Here is an 18330-nt window from a genome sequence, read left to right on the forward strand (position 1 = left end):
ATACTCATAAATAAAACGTAGATACCCACAATGCACAAGCATGCCGGATGCTCAGATGGCTAAATATCACTCAGCTGTTTTTATTAACTGTACACAAAAGTTGTCATTTTGTATTTTCGGTCTCTTTGTCGCTCGTACGTGAGGCAATTTTACGGGCAATACTATTGGCGGTTTCTTTTAGCAAGCTGCGCTTATGCTCTAAGCGAGGTAATGGGCGACTAAGCTCCATCGCTTTATACCCTATACGCGCGGTAAAAATACCGGCACTTAGCCCTTGCGCTGCACGGCCCGACAATTTTCCCAGTAATTCAGCGCTTAGTGCCGTTGCAGCTAAATCTGAAACTAACTCTGCACTACCAACAAACAACACTTGCTTCACTAATAAGCGGTACAATTTAATACGGCTTGCATAACCAAAACCAATACCGTAAATACGGCCAATTTGCTCAATGAGCTTAGTGCCACGCCATAGCACCGCCATCATATCGACTAAAGCCAACGGGCTTAGCGCAACCAATAAGCCAGACTCAGTGGCAAAACGGTTAATCAGTTTTTTCGCTTGCTGATCTTGGCTGACCAATAAGCTATCGGCGTATAAGGTCATGATTTCTTTATCGGTATGGTGACTTGCTATTTGTTGCTTAAACTCTTCAAACCCTGTAAGCGTTTGATGTTTATTAAGCTTTTCAAGCCACGGCAGTGCTTCTCCTACTTGCTCGCTATTGAGTAAGCGGTCGGCCTCGGTACGATGCAATTGATTACGCTTTAAACTTCTTAGCATGCGGTACTCGCGCCAAATAACACGGGCAATCAGTAGCACACCACTGAGAACAGCCGTTAAATACACCGAACCTAAAATAATTGATTGCTGAAAAGTCACAAACAATGACATTGCAAACTCAAGTAACACTAAAACTAAAAAGCTAACAACAAACACTCCTTTTAGGGTTTGCCATTTCGACTTTTTATACACAGGCTCAAGCTCAATGCTATCTTGCTGATCTTCTTCAGTGTCGATAAATTCGGCGTTTTCTATCACTTTAGCAACAGTTAACTCCTTCGCTGGCGCTTCATTACTTGCAGAGGTTGAAATACGGCGACCTGCCTGAAAGTTAATCTCCTTTGGTTGCTCACTCATGTTAGTTTATCTCCTATCAGGTACTGCATGACATGATCTAAACGAATATGTTTTAACCGTTTATCAGGGCATGGCAGTGGCGAAAACGATAAGAACTCAAAGCCCTGTTTTGGCCACTCTTGTTTGTTGAGCAGGCGTGACGGTGGTTGCGGTGGTAAATACGTTAGCCATTCTTGTTCGCCTAAAGGCTTGCCATAAATACAAGCTAACTGTTGGCCTTTTTCAGCCACTTGGCGCGGCTCTGTAGCGCAGATAGATGACATTGCCATGGTTTCGATTTGCACGCCTTCGAACTTTAAATGATTCGTTTGGTCATGCACGATTGAATCAAGCAATAGCGCTAAATCTTTATGATATTGCGCACTAATATGATCTGACTTATTGGCCGCAAACAGTAGCTTGTCGATGTTTGGTTTAAACAAACGTTTAAAGAAGCTTGCTTCACCATAATTAAAATGGGCCAACAATTGGTTAATAACACGGCTTTGCTCATGCAGGGTTTCGCTGCCTTCATTCAAAGCACTGAGCACATCCACTAGCACAATTTGTCGGTCAAAATGACGAAAATGCTGCTCGTAAAAAGGTTTTACAACCTCTTTTACATAGGCTTTATAGCGCTTTTTAAGATGCGCTAGATTCGACCCTTCGATTATGTCGTCAGGCACATTCGCAACCGGAAAAAACTGCAGTAGCGGCGCTCCTTTAAGCTCGCCTGGCATCAGCATGCGACCAGGTTGCAGCATGGCAAGTTTGGTGTCTTTTTTAAGGCCCACTAATAACTGCTGATAAAGCGCAGCGACATCAGCAAGTTTGCTCTCATCAACACTGGCTGATAGATCAAGTTCAGCAAGGGCGGTTAAAAATGGCTTCGCTTTTTCGTTGCGTGCGGTTTGCTGCAAGAGTGAGTATTGTGACTCACACCAATCAGCAAATGATTGCTCTAGCATTGGCAAATCAAGTAGCCATTCACCTGGGTAATCAATAATGTCTAAATAGAGTGTTGATTGCGGTGCAAAGTGACCGCGTAGCCCCGAATTACTTTGGTACTTAATAGCTAAACGTAGCGTATTTATACGCTCGGTAGAGGCAGGCCAAGCTGGCTCACCTTCAACAGGTAATAACGCTGATAATGCATTTGTGTATTCAAATGTCGGTATTGTCAGTGCTTGCTGCGGCACAATTTTTGTAGCGATATGACGCTTTTCGCGCATCACATCAAAAAAAGGTAAGTTTTTTTCGTCAGCTTGACTGGTTAAATGTTTAACCAAGGCGGTAATAAAAGCGGTTTTGCCGCTGCCACTTAAGCCTGTAACGGCTAACTTCACGTGTTGATCTAAACTACGGTGAAGGGCTTTTTCCGCTTTATTTTTTAACGAATTAAAGGTGTTCTTTGCAAATGATTGGCTCATAAAGTGTCTAGCACCTTATTTGCGCTGGGTATCACGATGCAAACAAGGTGCGTATATATCCTTTAAAGTTTGTTGATTTCACGGCTAACCGTAAATTCTGTTGATGTGACATAGCGTTCCATCTCTTGTAAACGACCATCAACTCGAGCAAGACGATCTTTTAAGTCTTGCAATGCACGGCGAGGTGGTTCCCCTTTTTGCCATACTTTAAATTTTACTTCAAGCGGGTCTTGGTGAATGCTGTCTGTGCTTTTCTCTGTTTTTTCTGTCGGTTTTTTATCTAAAATAAACCAAGCAGCAATGTAAGCAACAACAATAAATTGACCACCTGATAATAACGCTGCCGAAACAACTAAGATACGTACCAGCCAAAGCTCCATGTTAAAGTAATCACTGATACCTGCACATACACCACCTAACTTGCCACGTTCAGGATCTTTATATAGTTCGCGTTTGATACTCATACTTTACGTCTCCACTGCGGAGCCTCTTGATCAAGTAAGGCTTCTAATGTTTCAACACGCTCTGCCATTTTATCTGCTTTTTGTGCAAGCTCTAATAATTGGCGGTGCTCGTGTTCACTTAAACCTTGGCTCACTTGTTTTTTACTACGGTAATGTAAAATTAGCCAAAGTGGGGCAACAACCACCATAAAAACAATAATCGGTGCCATCAAAACTTCTGCGTCGAACATGGTACTCTCCTGTCAATCCGTTATGTGTTTAAGCATTGGGGGACATGCCCCCATTTATTATTTTTTATCTGCTAGTTTTTTCTTAAGCTCAGCGAGCTCATCATCAATCTTTTCGTCTTGCTGAAGACCAGCAATTTCGTCAGCTAATGATTTTTTACCAAGATCATAAGACTCTATTTGTGATTCTAGACCATCGATCTTAGTTTCGTAACGTTCGAAGCGGTTTAAAGCGTCTTCAACTTTAGAGCTGTCGAGTGCTTTTTTAACTTCAAGACGTGACTCAGCAGAGCGTTGACGTAAGATGATTGCTTTTTGACGCGCTTTTGCATCAGCTAGCTTCTCTTGTAACGTGCTCACTTCTTGCTGTAGTTTCTCGATGTGAGACTCTACATGCTCAAGCTCAGTTTCAACCGCTGCGACTGCATCTGCTGACTTTTGCTTTTCAATCAGTGCTGCACGCGCTAAATCATCACGGTCTTTACTTAGTGCTAATTCAGCTTTTTCTTGCCAGTCTGCAACTTGAACTTTTAAAGTTTCAACGCGACGTACTAGCTCTTTTTTCTCAGCAAGTGTTTTCGCTGATGTAGAGCGAACTTCTACTAATGTATCTTCCATCTCTTGGATGATCAGGCGAACCATTTTTTCTGGGTCTTCTGCTTTATCTAAGATGGCATTGATATTAGAATTAACGATGTCTGCAAAACGTGAAAAAATTCCCATAACATTTACCTCTTTGGTGTTTTAACTTAATCAGTTGGTATATCTAGTATCAATATGCTTGCCAACTTTTATAAACTTAGAATAACTTAATATATTCAAACAGTTAAACTAAATTTATAAATTTCTTTAGTTCTAATAGATAATGAAATACACTAGATCTTAGTAAAAATGACTAAGAGTTAGGGAATATGAGCCAATTTCGCCAACAGGATAATTTACTCGGCCAATCTGACAGTTTTTTAAGTGTACTTGATCAAGTTTCGCAACTAGCTAGTTTAGAAAAGCCGGTCCTTATTATTGGTGAGCGCGGTACGGGTAAAGAACTCATTGCTGCCCGTTTGCACTTCTTATCTAAGCGTTGGGATCAAAACTATATAAAGCTTAACTGTGCAGCGCTTAACGAAAACCTGCTCGAAAGTGAATTATTTGGTCATGAAAGTGGCGCATTCACTGGTGCCAGTAAACGCCACGAAGGCCGCTTTGAGCGTGCTAATGGCGGTACGCTATTCCTTGATGAATTAGCCAACACCTCGGCGATGGTACAAGAAAAACTACTACGCGTTATTGAATACGGCGAGTTTGAACGCGTTGGTGGTAAGCAAACCGTTAAAGTCGATACCCGTTTAGTCTGTGCGACTAATGAAGACTTACCAACCCTTGCTGAGCAAGGCGAATTTAGAAGCGACTTACTCGACCGCCTCGCTTTTGATGTGATTACCCTACCCCCACTGCGTGAACGCCAAGAAGATATCATGTTACTGGCAGAACAATTTGCAATTAACATGGCCCGCGACCTTGAGTGGGAGCTATTTAGTGGCTTTACGCGTAGCGCCATCGAAACGCTACAATCTTATGAGTGGCCAGGTAATATTCGTGAGTTAAAGAATGTGGTTGAACGTAGCCTCTATCGTCATGGTAACGAACATATTCCCGTTCACCAGATTATTTTAGACCCATTTGCGAGTAAATTTAGACCTAAACAGCGCGTAAAAGCTGCCGTTAGCAGTGCCCCAGTTGCAAATGTCGAAGCTGCGCCTATCGCCACAACACAAAATCAAGACGTTGTGACACTCAATAAGCCCGACATTCAATTTCCTTGTAATTTAAAGCAGCTGTCTAACGACTTTGAAATTGATGTCATTAAAAAAGCACTTGAACATAGCCAATTTAACCAAAAGAAAACTGCAGAACATTTAGAATTAACGTATCATCAATTACGTGGCTATTTGAAAAAATACAATTTATTAGATCAGCAGCAATAGTTAGAGGCTAATCAGGTGTTTAAACCGTTACTTGCTTTGTCTTTGGTGTGCTTAGTAGGCTGCCTAGATAACGAAGAAAAAACCACAGAACAAAAAAACCAGGGCTTAGTCTATTGCGCTGAAGCAAACCCTGTGTCGTTTAATCCACAAGTGACAACGACAGGTTCGACTATCGATATTATCGCCAATCAGCTTTATGATCGCCTGTTAAGTATTGATCCGGTGTCTGCCGAGTTTAAAGCAGAGCTGGCAACTGATTGGAAAATTAGCCCAGACGGCAAAGCAATTACCTTTACCCTGCGTAAAGGGGTTAAATTTCATACCACAAAATACTTTACCCCAAGCCGTGATTTTAACGCTGATGATGTAATTTTTACTTTCAGCCGCTTATTCGACGTTTATAACCCTTATCACTTTGTCGGTGATGCCAGTTACCCTTATTTTCAAAGTGTGGGTATTGATCAGCTTATTCGTCGCATTGTGCGTGTTTCTGATTACCAAGTACGGTTTGAGCTTTATAATGCTGAAAGCAGCTTTTTAGCAAACCTTGCAACCGATTTTGCCGTGGTGTTATCGGAAGAATACGCCATGCAGCTTAAAGCGCGAAACCAAGAAAACTTATTTGACCAATACCCTGTGGGTACTGGCCCTTATGTATATAAAGAATATCGTCGCGACCGTTTAATTCGCTATTACCGTAACCCTGACTACTGGAAACACCCTGTAGTACTTGAGCAATTGGTATATGACATTACGCCAAACGGCACCACACGCGTTGCGAAAATGCTCACCAAAGAGTGTGATGTGACTGCACACCCAAGCAGCGCGCAGCTAAGTATTTTATCGCAACGTGAAGACATAAAAGTTCAAAAAGAGCAAAACTTAAATATTGGTTACTGGGCCTTTAATACTGAGCGACCGCCTTTTGATGATGTACGTGTACGCCAAGCACTCGCAAGCGCCATTGATGTCGATAAAATCATGCAAGCGGTGTATTACGGTAACGGCATTAAAGCGCAGTCATTACTGCCTCCGGCTTCGTGGGCATTTGAAGTGCAAAAAGCCATGCCTGAATTTAACCCAGCTCTTGCCAAAACCTTGCTCGCAGAAGCTGGCTACAAAAATGGCTTTGATATGAATATTTGGGCTATGCCGGTAAGCCGTATTTATAATCCAAACGCCCGTAAAATGGCTGAGCTGATGCAAAGTGATTTACGCAAGATTGGTGTAAACGTTAATATCGTCGAGTATGAGTGGAACACCTTTTTACAACGCGTTGGTGAGCATAGACACGATAGTGTGTTACTTGGTTGGGCTGCTGATACGCCAGATCCTGATAATTTTATGAGCCCATTGTTAAGTTGCACCGCAACATTTAGTGGTAAAAACCCTGCCAATTGGTGTCATCCTGAATTTGATTTATTACTTACTCAAGCCCTCGACACCACAGATCTTGAAAAACGAAAACAATACTACAATCAGGCACAGCGGATCATAGTGCAAGAGCTGCCTATTTTGCCGATAGCCCATGGTATGCGCTTTCAAGCAGCAAGTAGTGACGTAAAAGGTATAAATTTAAGCCCATTCGGCGGCATTTCACTAGCTAACGCGAGGAAAGAATAATGATCCTTGATTATATTCTTCGTCGTCTAGCGTTGTTAATGTTTATGATGCTGACGCTGAGTATTTTTACCTTTTCATTGAGCTTTATGTTCCCGGGTGATGCGCTAACTAACTTAAGCGGTATTACTAATAGTACGTTCTCGCAAACCAGTGTGTTAGAGGAAAAGTTTCACTTTACCGACAACTACGTGGTGCAATACTTTGCCTTTTTAGAACGCATTATTCAGGGGGATTGGGGAATTTCTTTTGCATCTGGTGAGAGTGTATTTCAACATATAAAAGACTTATTTCCAGCAACACTCGAATTGAGTCTTTATGCGCTCATTGTATCCGTCATAGTTGGCGTACCAAGTGGTATTTTGGCCGCTGCCTACTACAAACGTTGGCCTGATAAACTGATAAATTCCGGCACACTTTTTGGCTATTCAATGCCCGTTTTTTGGTTAGCATTGTTACTAATTATGGTGTTTTCACTGCAACTAGGCTGGTTTCCTATGTCGGGCCGCATGGGCCTTCTTTACGAAATAGAACCAGTTACCGGCTTTATACTCATTGATATCTTTTTAGCTGATTTCCCCTATGATGGCATGGCATTTTTAGATGCAATCCATCATTTAACACTACCTACCATAGTACTTGCTATGTATCCGACCACAGTACTAGTTCGCTTTACCCGTGATTCAATGCTGAAAGTACTCGATCAAAGTTATATTAAAACAGCGCGCGCAAAGGGCTTAAACCGTGCGCAGCTGATTATTCACCACGCTCTGCGTAATGCGCTGCTACCGGTGATTAAACAAATAGGTCTACAGTTTAGTACCTTGATCACCCTTGCGATGATCACCGAGGTTATTTTCTCATGGCCGGGCATTGGTCGTTGGCTTATCGATAGTATTTATCAGCGTGACTACCCTGCAATTCAAGGTGGCTTACTCGCTGTTTCTATGTTCGTTATTTTAGCTACCATTATTGCTGAGCTCACTTATACCTTATTCGACCCATTATCGCGGAACCAAGCACATGGCAAAGTTTAATTTATTCTCTGAAGAGTCGAATAAATCGCCGTTAGCGCGATTTTGGAAGAAATTTAAAACCAATCACCCTGCCCTTGTAGGCTTATGGTTGTTTATTGCTTTAGTGTTACTGGCAGTGTCTGCACCACTCCTTGCACCTTATGGCGTGAACCAGCAACACAGCGATGCACTGCTATTACCGCCATCGTGGCATGATGCAGGTGACGTACGCTTTTTATTAGGCACCGACGATTTAGGCCGAGATGTATTGTCACGTTTAATGAATGGTGCAACTTACACCTTTGGTTTATCGGTTGTCGCAGCTTTGATCACCACAGTGATAGGTGTGTTAGTGGGCACCTTTGCAGGAATTAGCAAAGGTATTCGCTCAAGCTTTTTAAATCACTTGCTTGATATTACCTTATCAATTCCATCATTATTACTGGCCATCATTATTATTGCGATTCTTGGCCCTGGTCTAATGAATACAGTTTGGGCGATTATATTAGCCTTATTGCCTCAGTTTATTCACTCGGTGCGTAACTTAATTGTCGAAGAGCTGAACAAAGATTACATTACAGCATTCAAGCTTGATGGCGCATCCAATTGGCATATTCTTGCTCGTGGTATTTTTCCGAACATTTACGAGCATATTGTGGTTATTTTTACCATGGCGCTTTCTACTGCGATTTTAGATATCTCGGCACTTGGCTTTTTAAAATTGGGCGCCCAGCCCCCCACCACAGAATGGGGCGCTATTTTGGCTGAAAATCTAGGTTTAATTTACCTTGCCCCTTGGACTGTTGGCTTACCAGGCGTATTATTATTTTTAGCAGTGCTGTCTACCAATTTAGTAGGTGACGGTTTACGCCAAGTGCTTAAAGAACGTAAGGCCGACTAATTATGCAATTACTCGATATTCGTAACCTCACTATAGAGTTACGCACTTCAGATACCGTGATTCGTGCGGTGGATAGAGTCAGCATGACCTTAAAAGAAGGCGAAGTACATGCTTTGGTTGGTGAGTCTGGCTCAGGTAAAAGCTTAATTGCAAAAGCCATTGTTGGAGTTTTAAACAAACGTTGGCATATCACTGCAGACCGCATGCATTGGCGTGGCGTGGATTTAATGCGCTTATCTAACGAGCAACGCCGTAAACTCGTAGGTCAAGACATTGCTATGATCTACCAAGATCCAAGCCGCTGCCTAGATCCAACTGCCAAGATATTCGACCAAATTGCCGAGACCTTACCTGAACAAGCAACCAGTGGTTTTTTCTTAAAACGAAACAGACAACGAAAAGACAGAGTAAAAGCGTTAATCCACAAGGTTGGTATTAAAGACCATAAGAAGGTGCTCGACAGCTACCCTCATGAGCTCTCTGAAGGTATTTGTCAAAAAGTGATGATTGCCATGGCCATTGCGCGTACCCCAAAACTATTGATTGCCGATGAGCCAACTACCGCTCTTGAGAGCACCACGCGTGCGCAGGTATTTAGACTGCTAAAAAGCTTAAACCAGCTAAAGAACATGTCGATTTTGATGATCTCTCACGAGCTTGAGGAAATTGTAGAGTGGTCTCATGGCATGCATGTTTTATACTGCGGTCAGATGGTTGAAGCTGGGCCGACTAACAAAATTTTTAGCCAGCCGCGACATCCTTATACCCAAGCACTGTTAAAAAGTTTGCCTGATTATGAGCAAGGGCTTGCTCACAAAGAGCCGTTTTATGCTTTAAAAGGCACCATTCCAACTTTACAACATTTACCTATTGGCTGCCGCTTAGGCCCACGTTGCCCACAAGCACAAAAAGAGTGTGTCGTTACCCCGAAATTGACCAAGCATCATAGCCAGAGTTACGCCTGTCATTTCCCATTAATTAAGGCGATGAAATAATGCAGCCCCTACTCAAAGTTCAAGCATTATCAAAGAGTTTTAATTTACGTGCCGGTTTATTTTCACGTAGAAGCTTTACTGTATTAAAAGATATTTCGTTTTGCTTAGGGCAAGGCGAGACGATCGCCATTATTGGCGAAACTGGCTCAGGTAAAAGTACTCTCGCCAAATTGCTTGCTGGGGCTGATAACGCAGATAAAGGGCAAATTCTACTTGATGGCAATATCATCGAAAATGATGGCTTGCGTGATAACGACTGTCGCCATATTAGGTTGATTTTCCAAGACTCTGAAGCGTCTTTGAATCCAGGTTTAACCATTGGCGATATGCTCAATGACTGTTTACAGTACAACACTGATTTAAACAAAGAAGAGCGTGAAGATAAAATAAAGCAAACCCTCGCAAAAGTGGGCTTGCTTTTAGATCACCAGCACTATTACCCGCATATGTTTAGTAGTGGTCAATTACAACGTATAGCGCTTGCACGGGCTTTAATTTTAGACCCTAAGGTTGTCGTGCTCGATGAAGCGTTATCGTCCCTTGACCCGTCTGTACGCGCACAAACGGTAAACTTATTGCTACGTCTACAAAAAGACACAGGCCTTAGCTATGTACTTATTACGCATCACCTAAGTTTGGTGCGTCATATTAGCGACCAACTTGTGGTACTTGATCACGGTGAGATTGTTGAATACGGCCAAACCGAAGCGATTTTCCAAGACCCCCAATCGGTGGTAACGCAGAAGTTGTTGAACTGCTGATAGTGAGCTGTCAGCTATCAGCCGTAAGCTGTCAGTTTGATTCGGCGTTAAAACGCCTCCTACTGAGTGATTCGATCACTCCCCTTGCAGCTTTACTCATATCAAAACTTTTTATACATCCCTTGGCTTTGTGGTGCGACAAACTTGTAGCCAAGCTTTTCGTAAAAGCCAGGTTTGTCAGCGACCATAGTGACGTAACTACCTTCATAAGCGGCAGATTCGATGTAGCGGTCAACATGTTCCATAATGACACGCCCTAACCCTTGCCCTTGATATTCAGGTGATACAGCAATATCAACCACTTCAAAATTACAGCCGCCATCACCAATAACGCGGCCCATGCCAATCAACTCATCGTTTTTACGAATACAAATAGCATAAAGAGAGTTTGGTAACCCCGCCTTTGCAGCCGCTAATGAACGTGCTGATAAGCCAGCTTTAAGGCGCATATCACAGTATTCTTCTGCGCTTGGTAGCTGCTCTATTAGACTGTACTCCATAAAAGCTCCTTATAACTTGCATTACCTTTAACGTTAACAAAAAAGGCGCCAGTAGGCGCCTTTTATTTAACTCAGTTTGCTAATTATTCAGCAGCTTGAGTCGCTTTTGGTACTTGCACTTCAGCTTGTGCTTTTAGTGCTGCAATAAATACCATGTAGTTTTTATTCACTTGAGCCATCGTGATGTTTTGCTTTTGTTGCTCATTAATCTCAACTTCAGTCGCTGGATTAACTGCTTTTAGCGCAACAATTGCCGCATCGCCATTGTTTAGGTCAACAACTTCAACCTCTGGTGCACCTTGTGGGTGAGCCATTTTGAAAGCTTGTTGAACAATAGCTGGTGACACTGTGTAAGCTTGACGAGCAAGTGCAGCTTCTTGGCGTACTGTTAGGCCTTCAGCTTGTGCAACTTCGTTTAGGCTCTTACCAGCTTCGATCTCAGCGTATAGAGTGCGTGCTTTTTCTTTAGCAAGCTCCGATGCTTTTTGTGAAACTAACGTCGCCTTAATTTGCTCAGACACATCTGCTAGTGCTTTCGTAGTCGCAGCTTTGTGATCGTTTACACGAACAACAACAGCATGTTCATCACCTACTTCAATTACTTCTGAGTTCATGCGATCTTCTAACACTTCAGGTGAGAAAATAGCAGTAACAACTTGTGGGTTGTTTAGCGGCTCAGGTAATGCATTGCGAGTCACAAGTTCTGTTTTCTGCACTTCAACGCCTGCTGCTTCTGCTGCATCAATTAAAGTATCTGAAATTTCGAACGCAAGCTCACCCATTTGAGTTTGCTTTTCATAGAACGCATTAATTTTCTTAGTACGCTCAAGTTCAGCACGAAGCTCATCTTTTACGTCAGCATATGGTTTAACTTGCTGTGTTTGAATATCAGTAAGTTTGATGATGTGATAACCAAACTCTGATTCTACAACGTCAGAAATGTCGCCTTTGTTTTCAAGAGCATAAGTTGCATCTTCAAACGCAGGGTCCATCATGTCACGTTCAATCCAGTCTAGATCACCGCCCATTTCTGCACTCACTACATCAGCAGAAGATGACTCAGCTAGCTCAGCAAAATCAGCACCGTTTTGTAACTGCGTTAGTAGCTCTTCAGCTTTCGCTTTTGCTGCATCATCGTCTTCGCTGTTATCAATTAAGATGTGCGATACACGACGTTTTTCAGGCTCAACATATTGGGCACTGTTTTGATCATAGTAAGCTTTGATATCTTCTTCTGAAACACTTGAATCAAGCGTTAAGCTCGCTGCATTTAAGTCAATGTAGCTTACAGACACTTGCTCTGGTGCTAAGAATTGCGGTTGATTCAACTCATAGTAATCAGCAATTTCTTGCTCTGTTACTTCGATACCAGCTTGTAATGATTCTTTAGCAACAACTAAGTAATCAATACTGCGCGTTTGCTGTTGTAGAGCAACGCTTTTGTTTAATTCATTTTCTAAGATGAAATCAGTACCAGCTACTGCACCCACTAATTGGCTGCGTGTCATGTCTTCACGTAAATATTCACGGAAAGCATCTGGTTGGAAATTCATTTGACGAATAACTTGTAAGTAGCGGTCGTTGCTAAACTGGCCGCCTACTTGGAAGTAAGGCATTTCTAAAATTGCTTTACGAACACTTTCGTCGCTTACACGAAGACCTAATTCTGCCGCTAGTTGAGTTTGCAATTCTTGTTGTACTAAACGGTCGATTACGCCTTGGCGAATTTGTGCCATGTAATTTGGATCAGCAGCGATTTGTGCGAAGTATTCGCCAAATTGTTGTTCTAAACGGTTACGTTCGTTTTGGTATGCACGGCTGAATTCGGTTTGGCTAATTTTAACTCCATTTACTTCTGCAACGGGTTGCTCTGTGGTTTGTCCTAAATAACCACCGATCCCAGCTAAAGCAAAAGATAAAATCACCGCGCCTAATATAATTTTGGCTGCAGGTCCCTGCGAACCTTCTCTGATTTTCTCAAGCATTTATCTATCTCTATTCTGATCAGGTACAAATTAACCCTGCTCATGTAAAAAAAGCGTATCTTACCAGATACGCTTTTTCACTTGAAGTAACTGGTGATAAGTTACCTAAATTCAATTTAAGTGTGATTAGGTATCTCTCACCAACTAATCTTTAATGATTAGTTTACTGCGTCTTTCAGCGCTTTACCTGCTTTGAAAGAAGGAATGTTTGCTGCTGCAATCTGGATAGTCTCACCAGTTTGCGGATTACGACCTGAACGCGCTGCACGCTCACGTACAGAGAAAGTACCAAAGCCAACTAGCGCTACTGAATCGCCATCTTTAAGAGCACCTGAAACAGCCTCGATGAATGAATCTAGTGCACGACCTGCAGCCGCTTTAGAAATGTCAGCGTCAGCTGCGATTTGATCGATTAATTGAGATTTATTCACAATATCATCCTCTTTCATTGTTATTATCAAGAGCGATTGTTTTTATAAAAAATAACATCACTGTTTTGAAAATTTATGAGCAAATTAAGTTTATGCTCAGTTTATTATATTTTTCTCAACCCTAGGCCACATAAGGCCTAGGCTTGAAAACTAGTGCTTAACTTATCATACCCTTTGTATTTGAAAAGCCCCTAAATGCACTTTTTTGCGGTTTTTTACTGGTTTTTTTCAGTTTCGACAGAAAAACTCTCTACTGGGTGCTTCAAAGCCAGTTTTAAAACGTCATCAATCCATGTAACTGGGTGAATTTCAAGGCCCTCTAATACGTTGTCTGGGATCTCTTTTAAGTCACGTTCGTTAATTTTTGGAATAATAACGGTTTTAATTCCACCACGATGCGCTGCCAGTAGCTTTTCTTTTAAGCCACCAATTGGTAATACTTCACCACGTAATGTGATTTCACCTGTCATTGCTACATCTGAGCGCACTGGATTACCCGTCAAGCTCGATACCAAACCAGTTACCATGGCAATACCAGCACTTGGGCCATCTTTTGGTGTTGCACCTTCTGGTACGTGAACATGAATGTCACGTTTCTCATAGAAGTCGCTATTAATGCGAAGTTTTTCAGCACGATTACGAACAACCGTCATCGCTGCCTGAATTGACTCTTGCATTACATCACCAAGCGAACCTGTGTAAGTTAGCTTGCCTTTACCTGGTACAGCTGCAGATTCAATAGTCAGTAGATCACCACCTACTTCGGTCCACGCAAGACCCGTTACTTGGCCAATACGGTCACCGTCTTCAGCTTTACCATAATCAAAGCGTTGTACGCCTAAGAACTCTTCAAGGTTGTTATCGTCGATAAGGACCTTTTTAGTGTCTTTATCAAGCAGGATGTTTTTAACTGCTTTACGGCATAGTTTTGACACTTCACGTTCTAAGTTACGAACGCCCGCTTCACGTGTGTAGTAGCGGATAATGCCAATAATTGCGCTGTCAGCAATTTCAACTTCATGCTCTTTTAAACCATTGCGCTTTACTTGTTTTGGAATCAAGTGTTGTTTAGCAATGTTTAGCTTCTCATCTTCGGTGTAACCCGATAAACGAATCACTTCCATACGGTCTAATAACGGACCTGGGATATTAAAGCTATTTGATGTTGCCACGAACATCACATCTGATAAGTCGTAATCAACTTCTAAGTAGTGATCGGCAAAATGGCTGTTTTGCTCAGGATCAAGTACTTCAAGTAGTGCTGATGCTGGGTCGCCACGCATATCTGATGACATCTTATCGATTTCATCAAGTAAGAATAGTGGGTTCTTTACACCAACTTTAGTCATATTCTGGATTAACTTACCAGGCATAGAACCAATGTAAGTACGGCGGTGACCACGGATTTCCGCTTCATCACGAACGCCACCTAATGCCATACGCACATATTTACGACCTGTAGAACGTGCGATTGACTGACCAAGTGAAGTCTTACCTACACCAGGAGGACCAACTAAGCATAAAATTGGGCCTTTAAGCTTATTAGTGCGCTGCTGCACCGCTAGATACTCAATAATACGCTCTTTAACTTTATCTAAGCCGTAATGATCACTATCTAAAATCTTTTGTGCGCCAGCTAAGTCTTTTTTCACCTTAGAGCGTTTTTTCCAAGGTACATTGATTAACGTATCAATGTACGAGCGCACGACGGTTGCTTCCGCCGACATCGGCGACATCATTTTTAATTTAGATAACTCAGCGTTTGCTTTCTCTTGCGCTTCTTTAGGCATACCTGATTCTTCGATGCGTTTTTTAATTGCTTCGAATTCATCGGGTACATCATCAAGTTCGCCAAGCTCTTTTTGAATCGCTTTCATTTGCTCGTTGAGGTAATACTCACGCTGCGACTTTTCCATCTGCTTTTTCACGCGGGTACGGATTTTTTTCTCAACTTGCAGTAAGTCAATCTCGCCTTCCATTAGTGCCATTAAGTATTCAAGACGCTCAGTCACATCGGCAATCTCAAGTACTTTTTGCTTTTCAGGTACCTTAAGCGGCATGTGTGCTGCCATGGTATCAGCAAGGCGTGCAGCTTCATCGATGCCAGACACAGAAGTAAGTACTTCAGGTGGGATCTTCTTATTAAGCTTTACATAGCCTTCAAATTGGCTAATTGCGCTGCGAATAAAGATATCTTGTTCTTGCTCGTCGATATGGCCTGATTCGATGAACTGTGCTTCAGCCACAAAGAAATCATCGTTATCTAAAAACGTTTCAACGCTCGCACGTTGTGTGCCTTCAACAAGCACTTTAACAGTGCCATCAGGTAACTTTAATAACTGAAGTACTGTGGCAATGGTGCCAACACGGTAGATATCATCTTGCTGCGGATCATCAACAGAGGCGTCTTTTTGCGCCACTAGGAAAATTTGTTTGTCCTTGTCCATCGCCGCTTCTAGGCATTTTATTGATTTTTCACGACCAACAAATAGCGGGATCACCATGTGTGGATAAACCACTACATCGCGCAGTGCCAACACGGGGATTTCGACTCGATCTGTTCTCTCAAGCGTCATTATATTCTCTTCGCACTTCATTTATTTTAAAGATTACTCAAGTATATGGGGATATGTAAGGGAAAGTTCAACATATTTATAAAAAAAGGAGCCTTTGGCTCCTTTTTCGTGTTCAACTGCTTAACTTTTAAACTATTACAGCTTTATTCTGATGCAGCTTTGTCTTGGTTACCGCTTTGGTAAATCAAAATTGGGTCTGACTCACCTTTAATAACGGTTTCATCAATAACCACTTTGCTAACATCATCCATCGAAGGTAATTCATACATAGTATCAAGTAATACGCCTTCAACGATTGAACGTAAGCCACGAGCACCAGTCTTACGCTCCATTGCTTTATGAGCAATTGCGCTAAGTGCATCTTCGCGGAACTCAAGCTCAACATCTTCCATCGCAAACAATGCAGAGAACTGTTTAGTTAATGCATTTTTTGGTTCGCTAAGAATTTGAATAAGCGCTGCTTCATCTAGCTCTGTAAGTGTCGCAACAACCGGAAGACGACCGATGAACTCAGGGATTAAACCGTATTTCACTAAATCTTCTGGTTCAACATCTTTAAATGTTTCACTTAAGCTACGGCTACCTGATGATTGCTTAACTTCAGCACCAAAACCAATACCGGTATTTTTATGGCTGCGTTGTTCAATCACTTTATCTAGGCCAGCAAACGCACCGCCACAGATAAATAGGATCTTAGATGTATCAACTTGCAAGAATTCTTGCTGTGGATGCTTACGGCCGCCTTGTGGTGGCACAGATGCAACCGTCCCTTCAATTAGCTTAAGTAAGGCTTGTTGTACACCTTCGCCCGATACGTCACGGGTGATCGATGGATTGTCAGACTTACGAGAAATCTTGTCGATTTCATCGATGTAAACAATACCACGTTGTGCTTTTTCTACGTCGTAATCACATTTTTGCAGCAGCTTTTGAATGATGTTTTCAACGTCTTCACCTACATAACCTGCTTCAGTTAGCGTCGTTGCATCGGCCATCGTGAATGGTACATCAAGTAAACGAGCCATTGTTTCAGCAAGTAATGTTTTACCACTACCTGTAGGACCGATTAATAGAATATTACTCTTACCAAGCTCAATATCTGCATTGATTGTTTGATTGCGTAAACGTTTATAGTGATTGTATACCGCAACCGACAGCACTTTTTTCGCGTGGTCTTGGCCAATCACGTAATCATCTAAGTGATCACGAATTTCTTTCGGCACAGGCAGTTTATCAGACGCATTATGCTTCGGCGCAATGTCTTTGATTTCTTCCCTGATAATATCGTTACACAGCTCAACACATTCATCACAAATATATACTGAAGGGCCAGCAATTAGTTTGCGAACTTCGTGCTGGCTTTTGCCGCAGAAAGAGCAGTATAACAATTTATTACTTTTGTCGCCGTCTGTAGGAGTGTCAGACATTCAGCTACCTCATTTATTACGTTGGCAGTAGCACTAGGCCACTGCTAATTCACTATGTTTAACTATATCAAAGAATATTAGTTTTCGCATAGTAAAGGGTGATAGCTAACAATACGTTATTATTAGCTATTCAGATTACTTCGATTCGCGGCTTGAAAATACTGAATCAACTAGGCCGTATTCAACCGCTTCGCTTGCGCTCATGAAGTTGTCGCGATCGGTATCACGAGAAACCACATCGAGTGGCTGGCCAGTATGTTCAGCCATTAAACGGTTTAGCTTATCTTTAATTGATAAGATTTCACGGGCATGAATTTCAAAGTCAGATGCCTGACCTTGGAAACCACCTAATGGTTGGTGGATCATTACACGTGAGTTAGGTAAACAAAAACGCTTACCTTTAGCACCACCTGATAGCAAAAATGCACCCATGCTTGCCGCTTGGCCAACACAAATTGTGCTTACATCAGGTTTGATAAAATTCATTGTATCGTAAATTGCCATACCCGCAGTCACAGAACCGCCTGGCGAATTGATATAAAGATAAATATCTTTTTCTGGGTTTTCTGATTCTAAAAACAGCATTTGCGCAAGAATCAAATTAGCCATGTTATCTTCTACTTGGCCAGTTAAGAAAATAATGCGCTCTTTTAAAAGACGTGAGTAAATATCATATGAGCGCTCACCTTTAGCTGTTTGTTCGACAACCATAGGGACTAGTGCGTTTAGAGGGTCTATCATACCGCTATTCATTCTTATTTAATTCCTTATCCGCTGCGACTCATCCTTACTATAAGGAAAGCACATTTATACTAATGTAAATTAAGCTGTCTATTCAATCTTTATAACTATATAGGAACTTATCAGAACAAATTCAATCCTCGTCGAAAAAAGT

17 protein-coding genes are annotated in these 18330 nt (G+C 42.0%); 6 read left to right on the forward strand and 11 right to left on the reverse strand.

Annotated elements, in window-relative coordinates:
- Nucleotides 1-103: 103 nt before the first annotated feature.
- The 5 genes from IMPJCBKJ_RS18800 to pspA all read right to left on the reverse strand — a co-directional run bounded on the left by IMPJCBKJ_RS18800 (nt 104) and on the right by pspA (nt 3961).
- Nucleotides 104-1138: a TIGR01620 family protein gene (locus IMPJCBKJ_RS18800; protein WP_166341582.1), complete on the reverse strand. Its 1035-nt coding sequence runs from the start codon at nt 1136-1138 to the stop codon at nt 104-106.
- The gene (locus IMPJCBKJ_RS18805; protein WP_166341584.1) at nt 1135-2547 is read right to left on the reverse strand and encodes a YcjX family protein; all 1413 of its coding nucleotides are present in this window, start codon (nt 2545-2547) and stop codon (nt 1135-1137) included. The genes IMPJCBKJ_RS18800 and IMPJCBKJ_RS18805 overlap by 4 nt, the downstream gene beginning before the upstream one ends.
- A gap of 62 nt (nt 2548-2609) precedes the next feature.
- Nucleotides 2610-3011, reverse strand: a complete 402-nt coding sequence (gene pspC, locus IMPJCBKJ_RS18810; RefSeq protein ID WP_054553136.1) for an envelope stress response membrane protein PspC — start codon at nt 3009-3011, stop codon at nt 2610-2612.
- Nucleotides 3008-3241 carry an envelope stress response membrane protein PspB gene (gene pspB, locus IMPJCBKJ_RS18815; RefSeq protein WP_036969793.1) on the reverse strand — a complete coding sequence of 78 codons (234 nt, stop codon included), beginning with the start codon at nt 3239-3241 and terminating at the stop codon, nt 3008-3010. Before pspB ends, pspC begins: the two co-directional genes overlap by 4 nt.
- Before the next feature lie 57 nt (nt 3242-3298).
- Entirely contained in the window at nt 3299-3961 is a 663-nt protein-coding gene (pspA, locus tag IMPJCBKJ_RS18820) for a phage shock protein PspA (protein WP_054553137.1), read from the reverse strand.
- A 188-nt stretch (nt 3962-4149) separates the two neighbouring features.
- Here pspA and pspF point away from each other — a divergent pair, with 188 nt between their 5' ends.
- The 6 genes from pspF to IMPJCBKJ_RS18850 are packed head-to-tail and all read left to right on the forward strand — an operon-like array spanning nt 4150 to nt 10516.
- Nucleotides 4150-5223, forward strand: a complete 1074-nt coding sequence (gene pspF / locus IMPJCBKJ_RS18825) for a phage shock protein operon transcriptional activator (RefSeq protein ID WP_054562065.1) — start codon at nt 4150-4152, stop codon at nt 5221-5223.
- 15 nt (nt 5224-5238) lie between these two features.
- Nucleotides 5239-6846, forward strand: coding sequence for an ABC transporter substrate-binding protein (locus IMPJCBKJ_RS18830; RefSeq protein WP_166341586.1), 1608 nt, complete (start codon nt 5239-5241; stop codon nt 6844-6846).
- A complete protein-coding gene (locus tag IMPJCBKJ_RS18835) occupies nt 6846-7880 on the forward strand; it encodes an ABC transporter permease subunit (RefSeq protein ID WP_054553140.1) in 1035 nt (344 codons plus the stop codon). Before IMPJCBKJ_RS18830 ends, IMPJCBKJ_RS18835 begins: the two co-directional genes overlap by 1 nt.
- A complete protein-coding gene (locus IMPJCBKJ_RS18840; RefSeq protein WP_054553141.1) occupies nt 7867-8760 on the forward strand; it encodes an ABC transporter permease subunit in 894 nt (297 codons plus the stop codon). Before IMPJCBKJ_RS18835 ends, IMPJCBKJ_RS18840 begins: the two co-directional genes overlap by 14 nt.
- Nucleotides 8761-8762: 2 nt before the next feature.
- On the forward strand, nt 8763-9755 hold the full coding sequence (locus IMPJCBKJ_RS18845; protein WP_054553142.1) for an oligopeptide/dipeptide ABC transporter ATP-binding protein: 993 nt from the start codon (nt 8763-8765) through the stop codon (nt 9753-9755).
- Nucleotides 9755-10516 carry an ATP-binding cassette domain-containing protein gene (locus IMPJCBKJ_RS18850; RefSeq protein WP_054553143.1) on the forward strand — a complete coding sequence of 254 codons (762 nt, stop codon included), beginning with the start codon at nt 9755-9757 and terminating at the stop codon, nt 10514-10516. Before IMPJCBKJ_RS18845 ends, IMPJCBKJ_RS18850 begins: the two co-directional genes overlap by 1 nt.
- A gap of 101 nt (nt 10517-10617) precedes the next feature.
- Here IMPJCBKJ_RS18850 and IMPJCBKJ_RS18855 read toward each other — a convergent pair whose 3' ends face one another.
- From IMPJCBKJ_RS18855 to clpP, 6 genes are all read right to left on the reverse strand, one after another.
- A complete protein-coding gene (locus IMPJCBKJ_RS18855; RefSeq protein WP_054553144.1) occupies nt 10618-11016 on the reverse strand; it encodes a GNAT family N-acetyltransferase in 399 nt (132 codons plus the stop codon).
- Between the two features lie 83 nt (nt 11017-11099).
- A complete protein-coding gene (ppiD, locus tag IMPJCBKJ_RS18860; RefSeq protein ID WP_166341588.1) occupies nt 11100-13001 on the reverse strand; it encodes a peptidylprolyl isomerase in 1902 nt (633 codons plus the stop codon).
- Nucleotides 13002-13159: 158 nt separating this feature from the next.
- Nucleotides 13160-13450 carry an HU family DNA-binding protein gene (locus IMPJCBKJ_RS18865; protein ID WP_175580427.1) on the reverse strand — a complete coding sequence of 97 codons (291 nt, stop codon included), beginning with the start codon at nt 13448-13450 and terminating at the stop codon, nt 13160-13162.
- Nucleotides 13451-13647: 197 nt separating this feature from the next.
- Nucleotides 13648-16008, reverse strand: a complete 2361-nt coding sequence (gene lon, locus IMPJCBKJ_RS18870; protein ID WP_062566865.1) for an endopeptidase La — start codon at nt 16006-16008, stop codon at nt 13648-13650.
- Nucleotides 16009-16151: 143 nt separating this feature from the next.
- Nucleotides 16152-17435, reverse strand: coding sequence for an ATP-dependent protease ATP-binding subunit ClpX (gene clpX / locus IMPJCBKJ_RS18875; RefSeq protein WP_054562074.1), 1284 nt, complete (start codon nt 17433-17435; stop codon nt 16152-16154).
- A gap of 135 nt (nt 17436-17570) precedes the next feature.
- Nucleotides 17571-18188 (reverse strand): ATP-dependent Clp endopeptidase proteolytic subunit ClpP, encoded by a 618-nt coding sequence (gene clpP / locus IMPJCBKJ_RS18880; RefSeq protein WP_054553148.1) that lies wholly within the window; start codon nt 18186-18188, stop codon nt 17571-17573.
- Between the last annotated feature and the right edge of the window lie 142 nt (nt 18189-18330).

The organism is Pseudoalteromonas sp. MB47 (assembly GCF_011319765.1).
GTDB classification, from domain to species: domain Bacteria; phylum Pseudomonadota; class Gammaproteobacteria; order Enterobacterales; family Alteromonadaceae; genus Pseudoalteromonas; species Pseudoalteromonas simplex.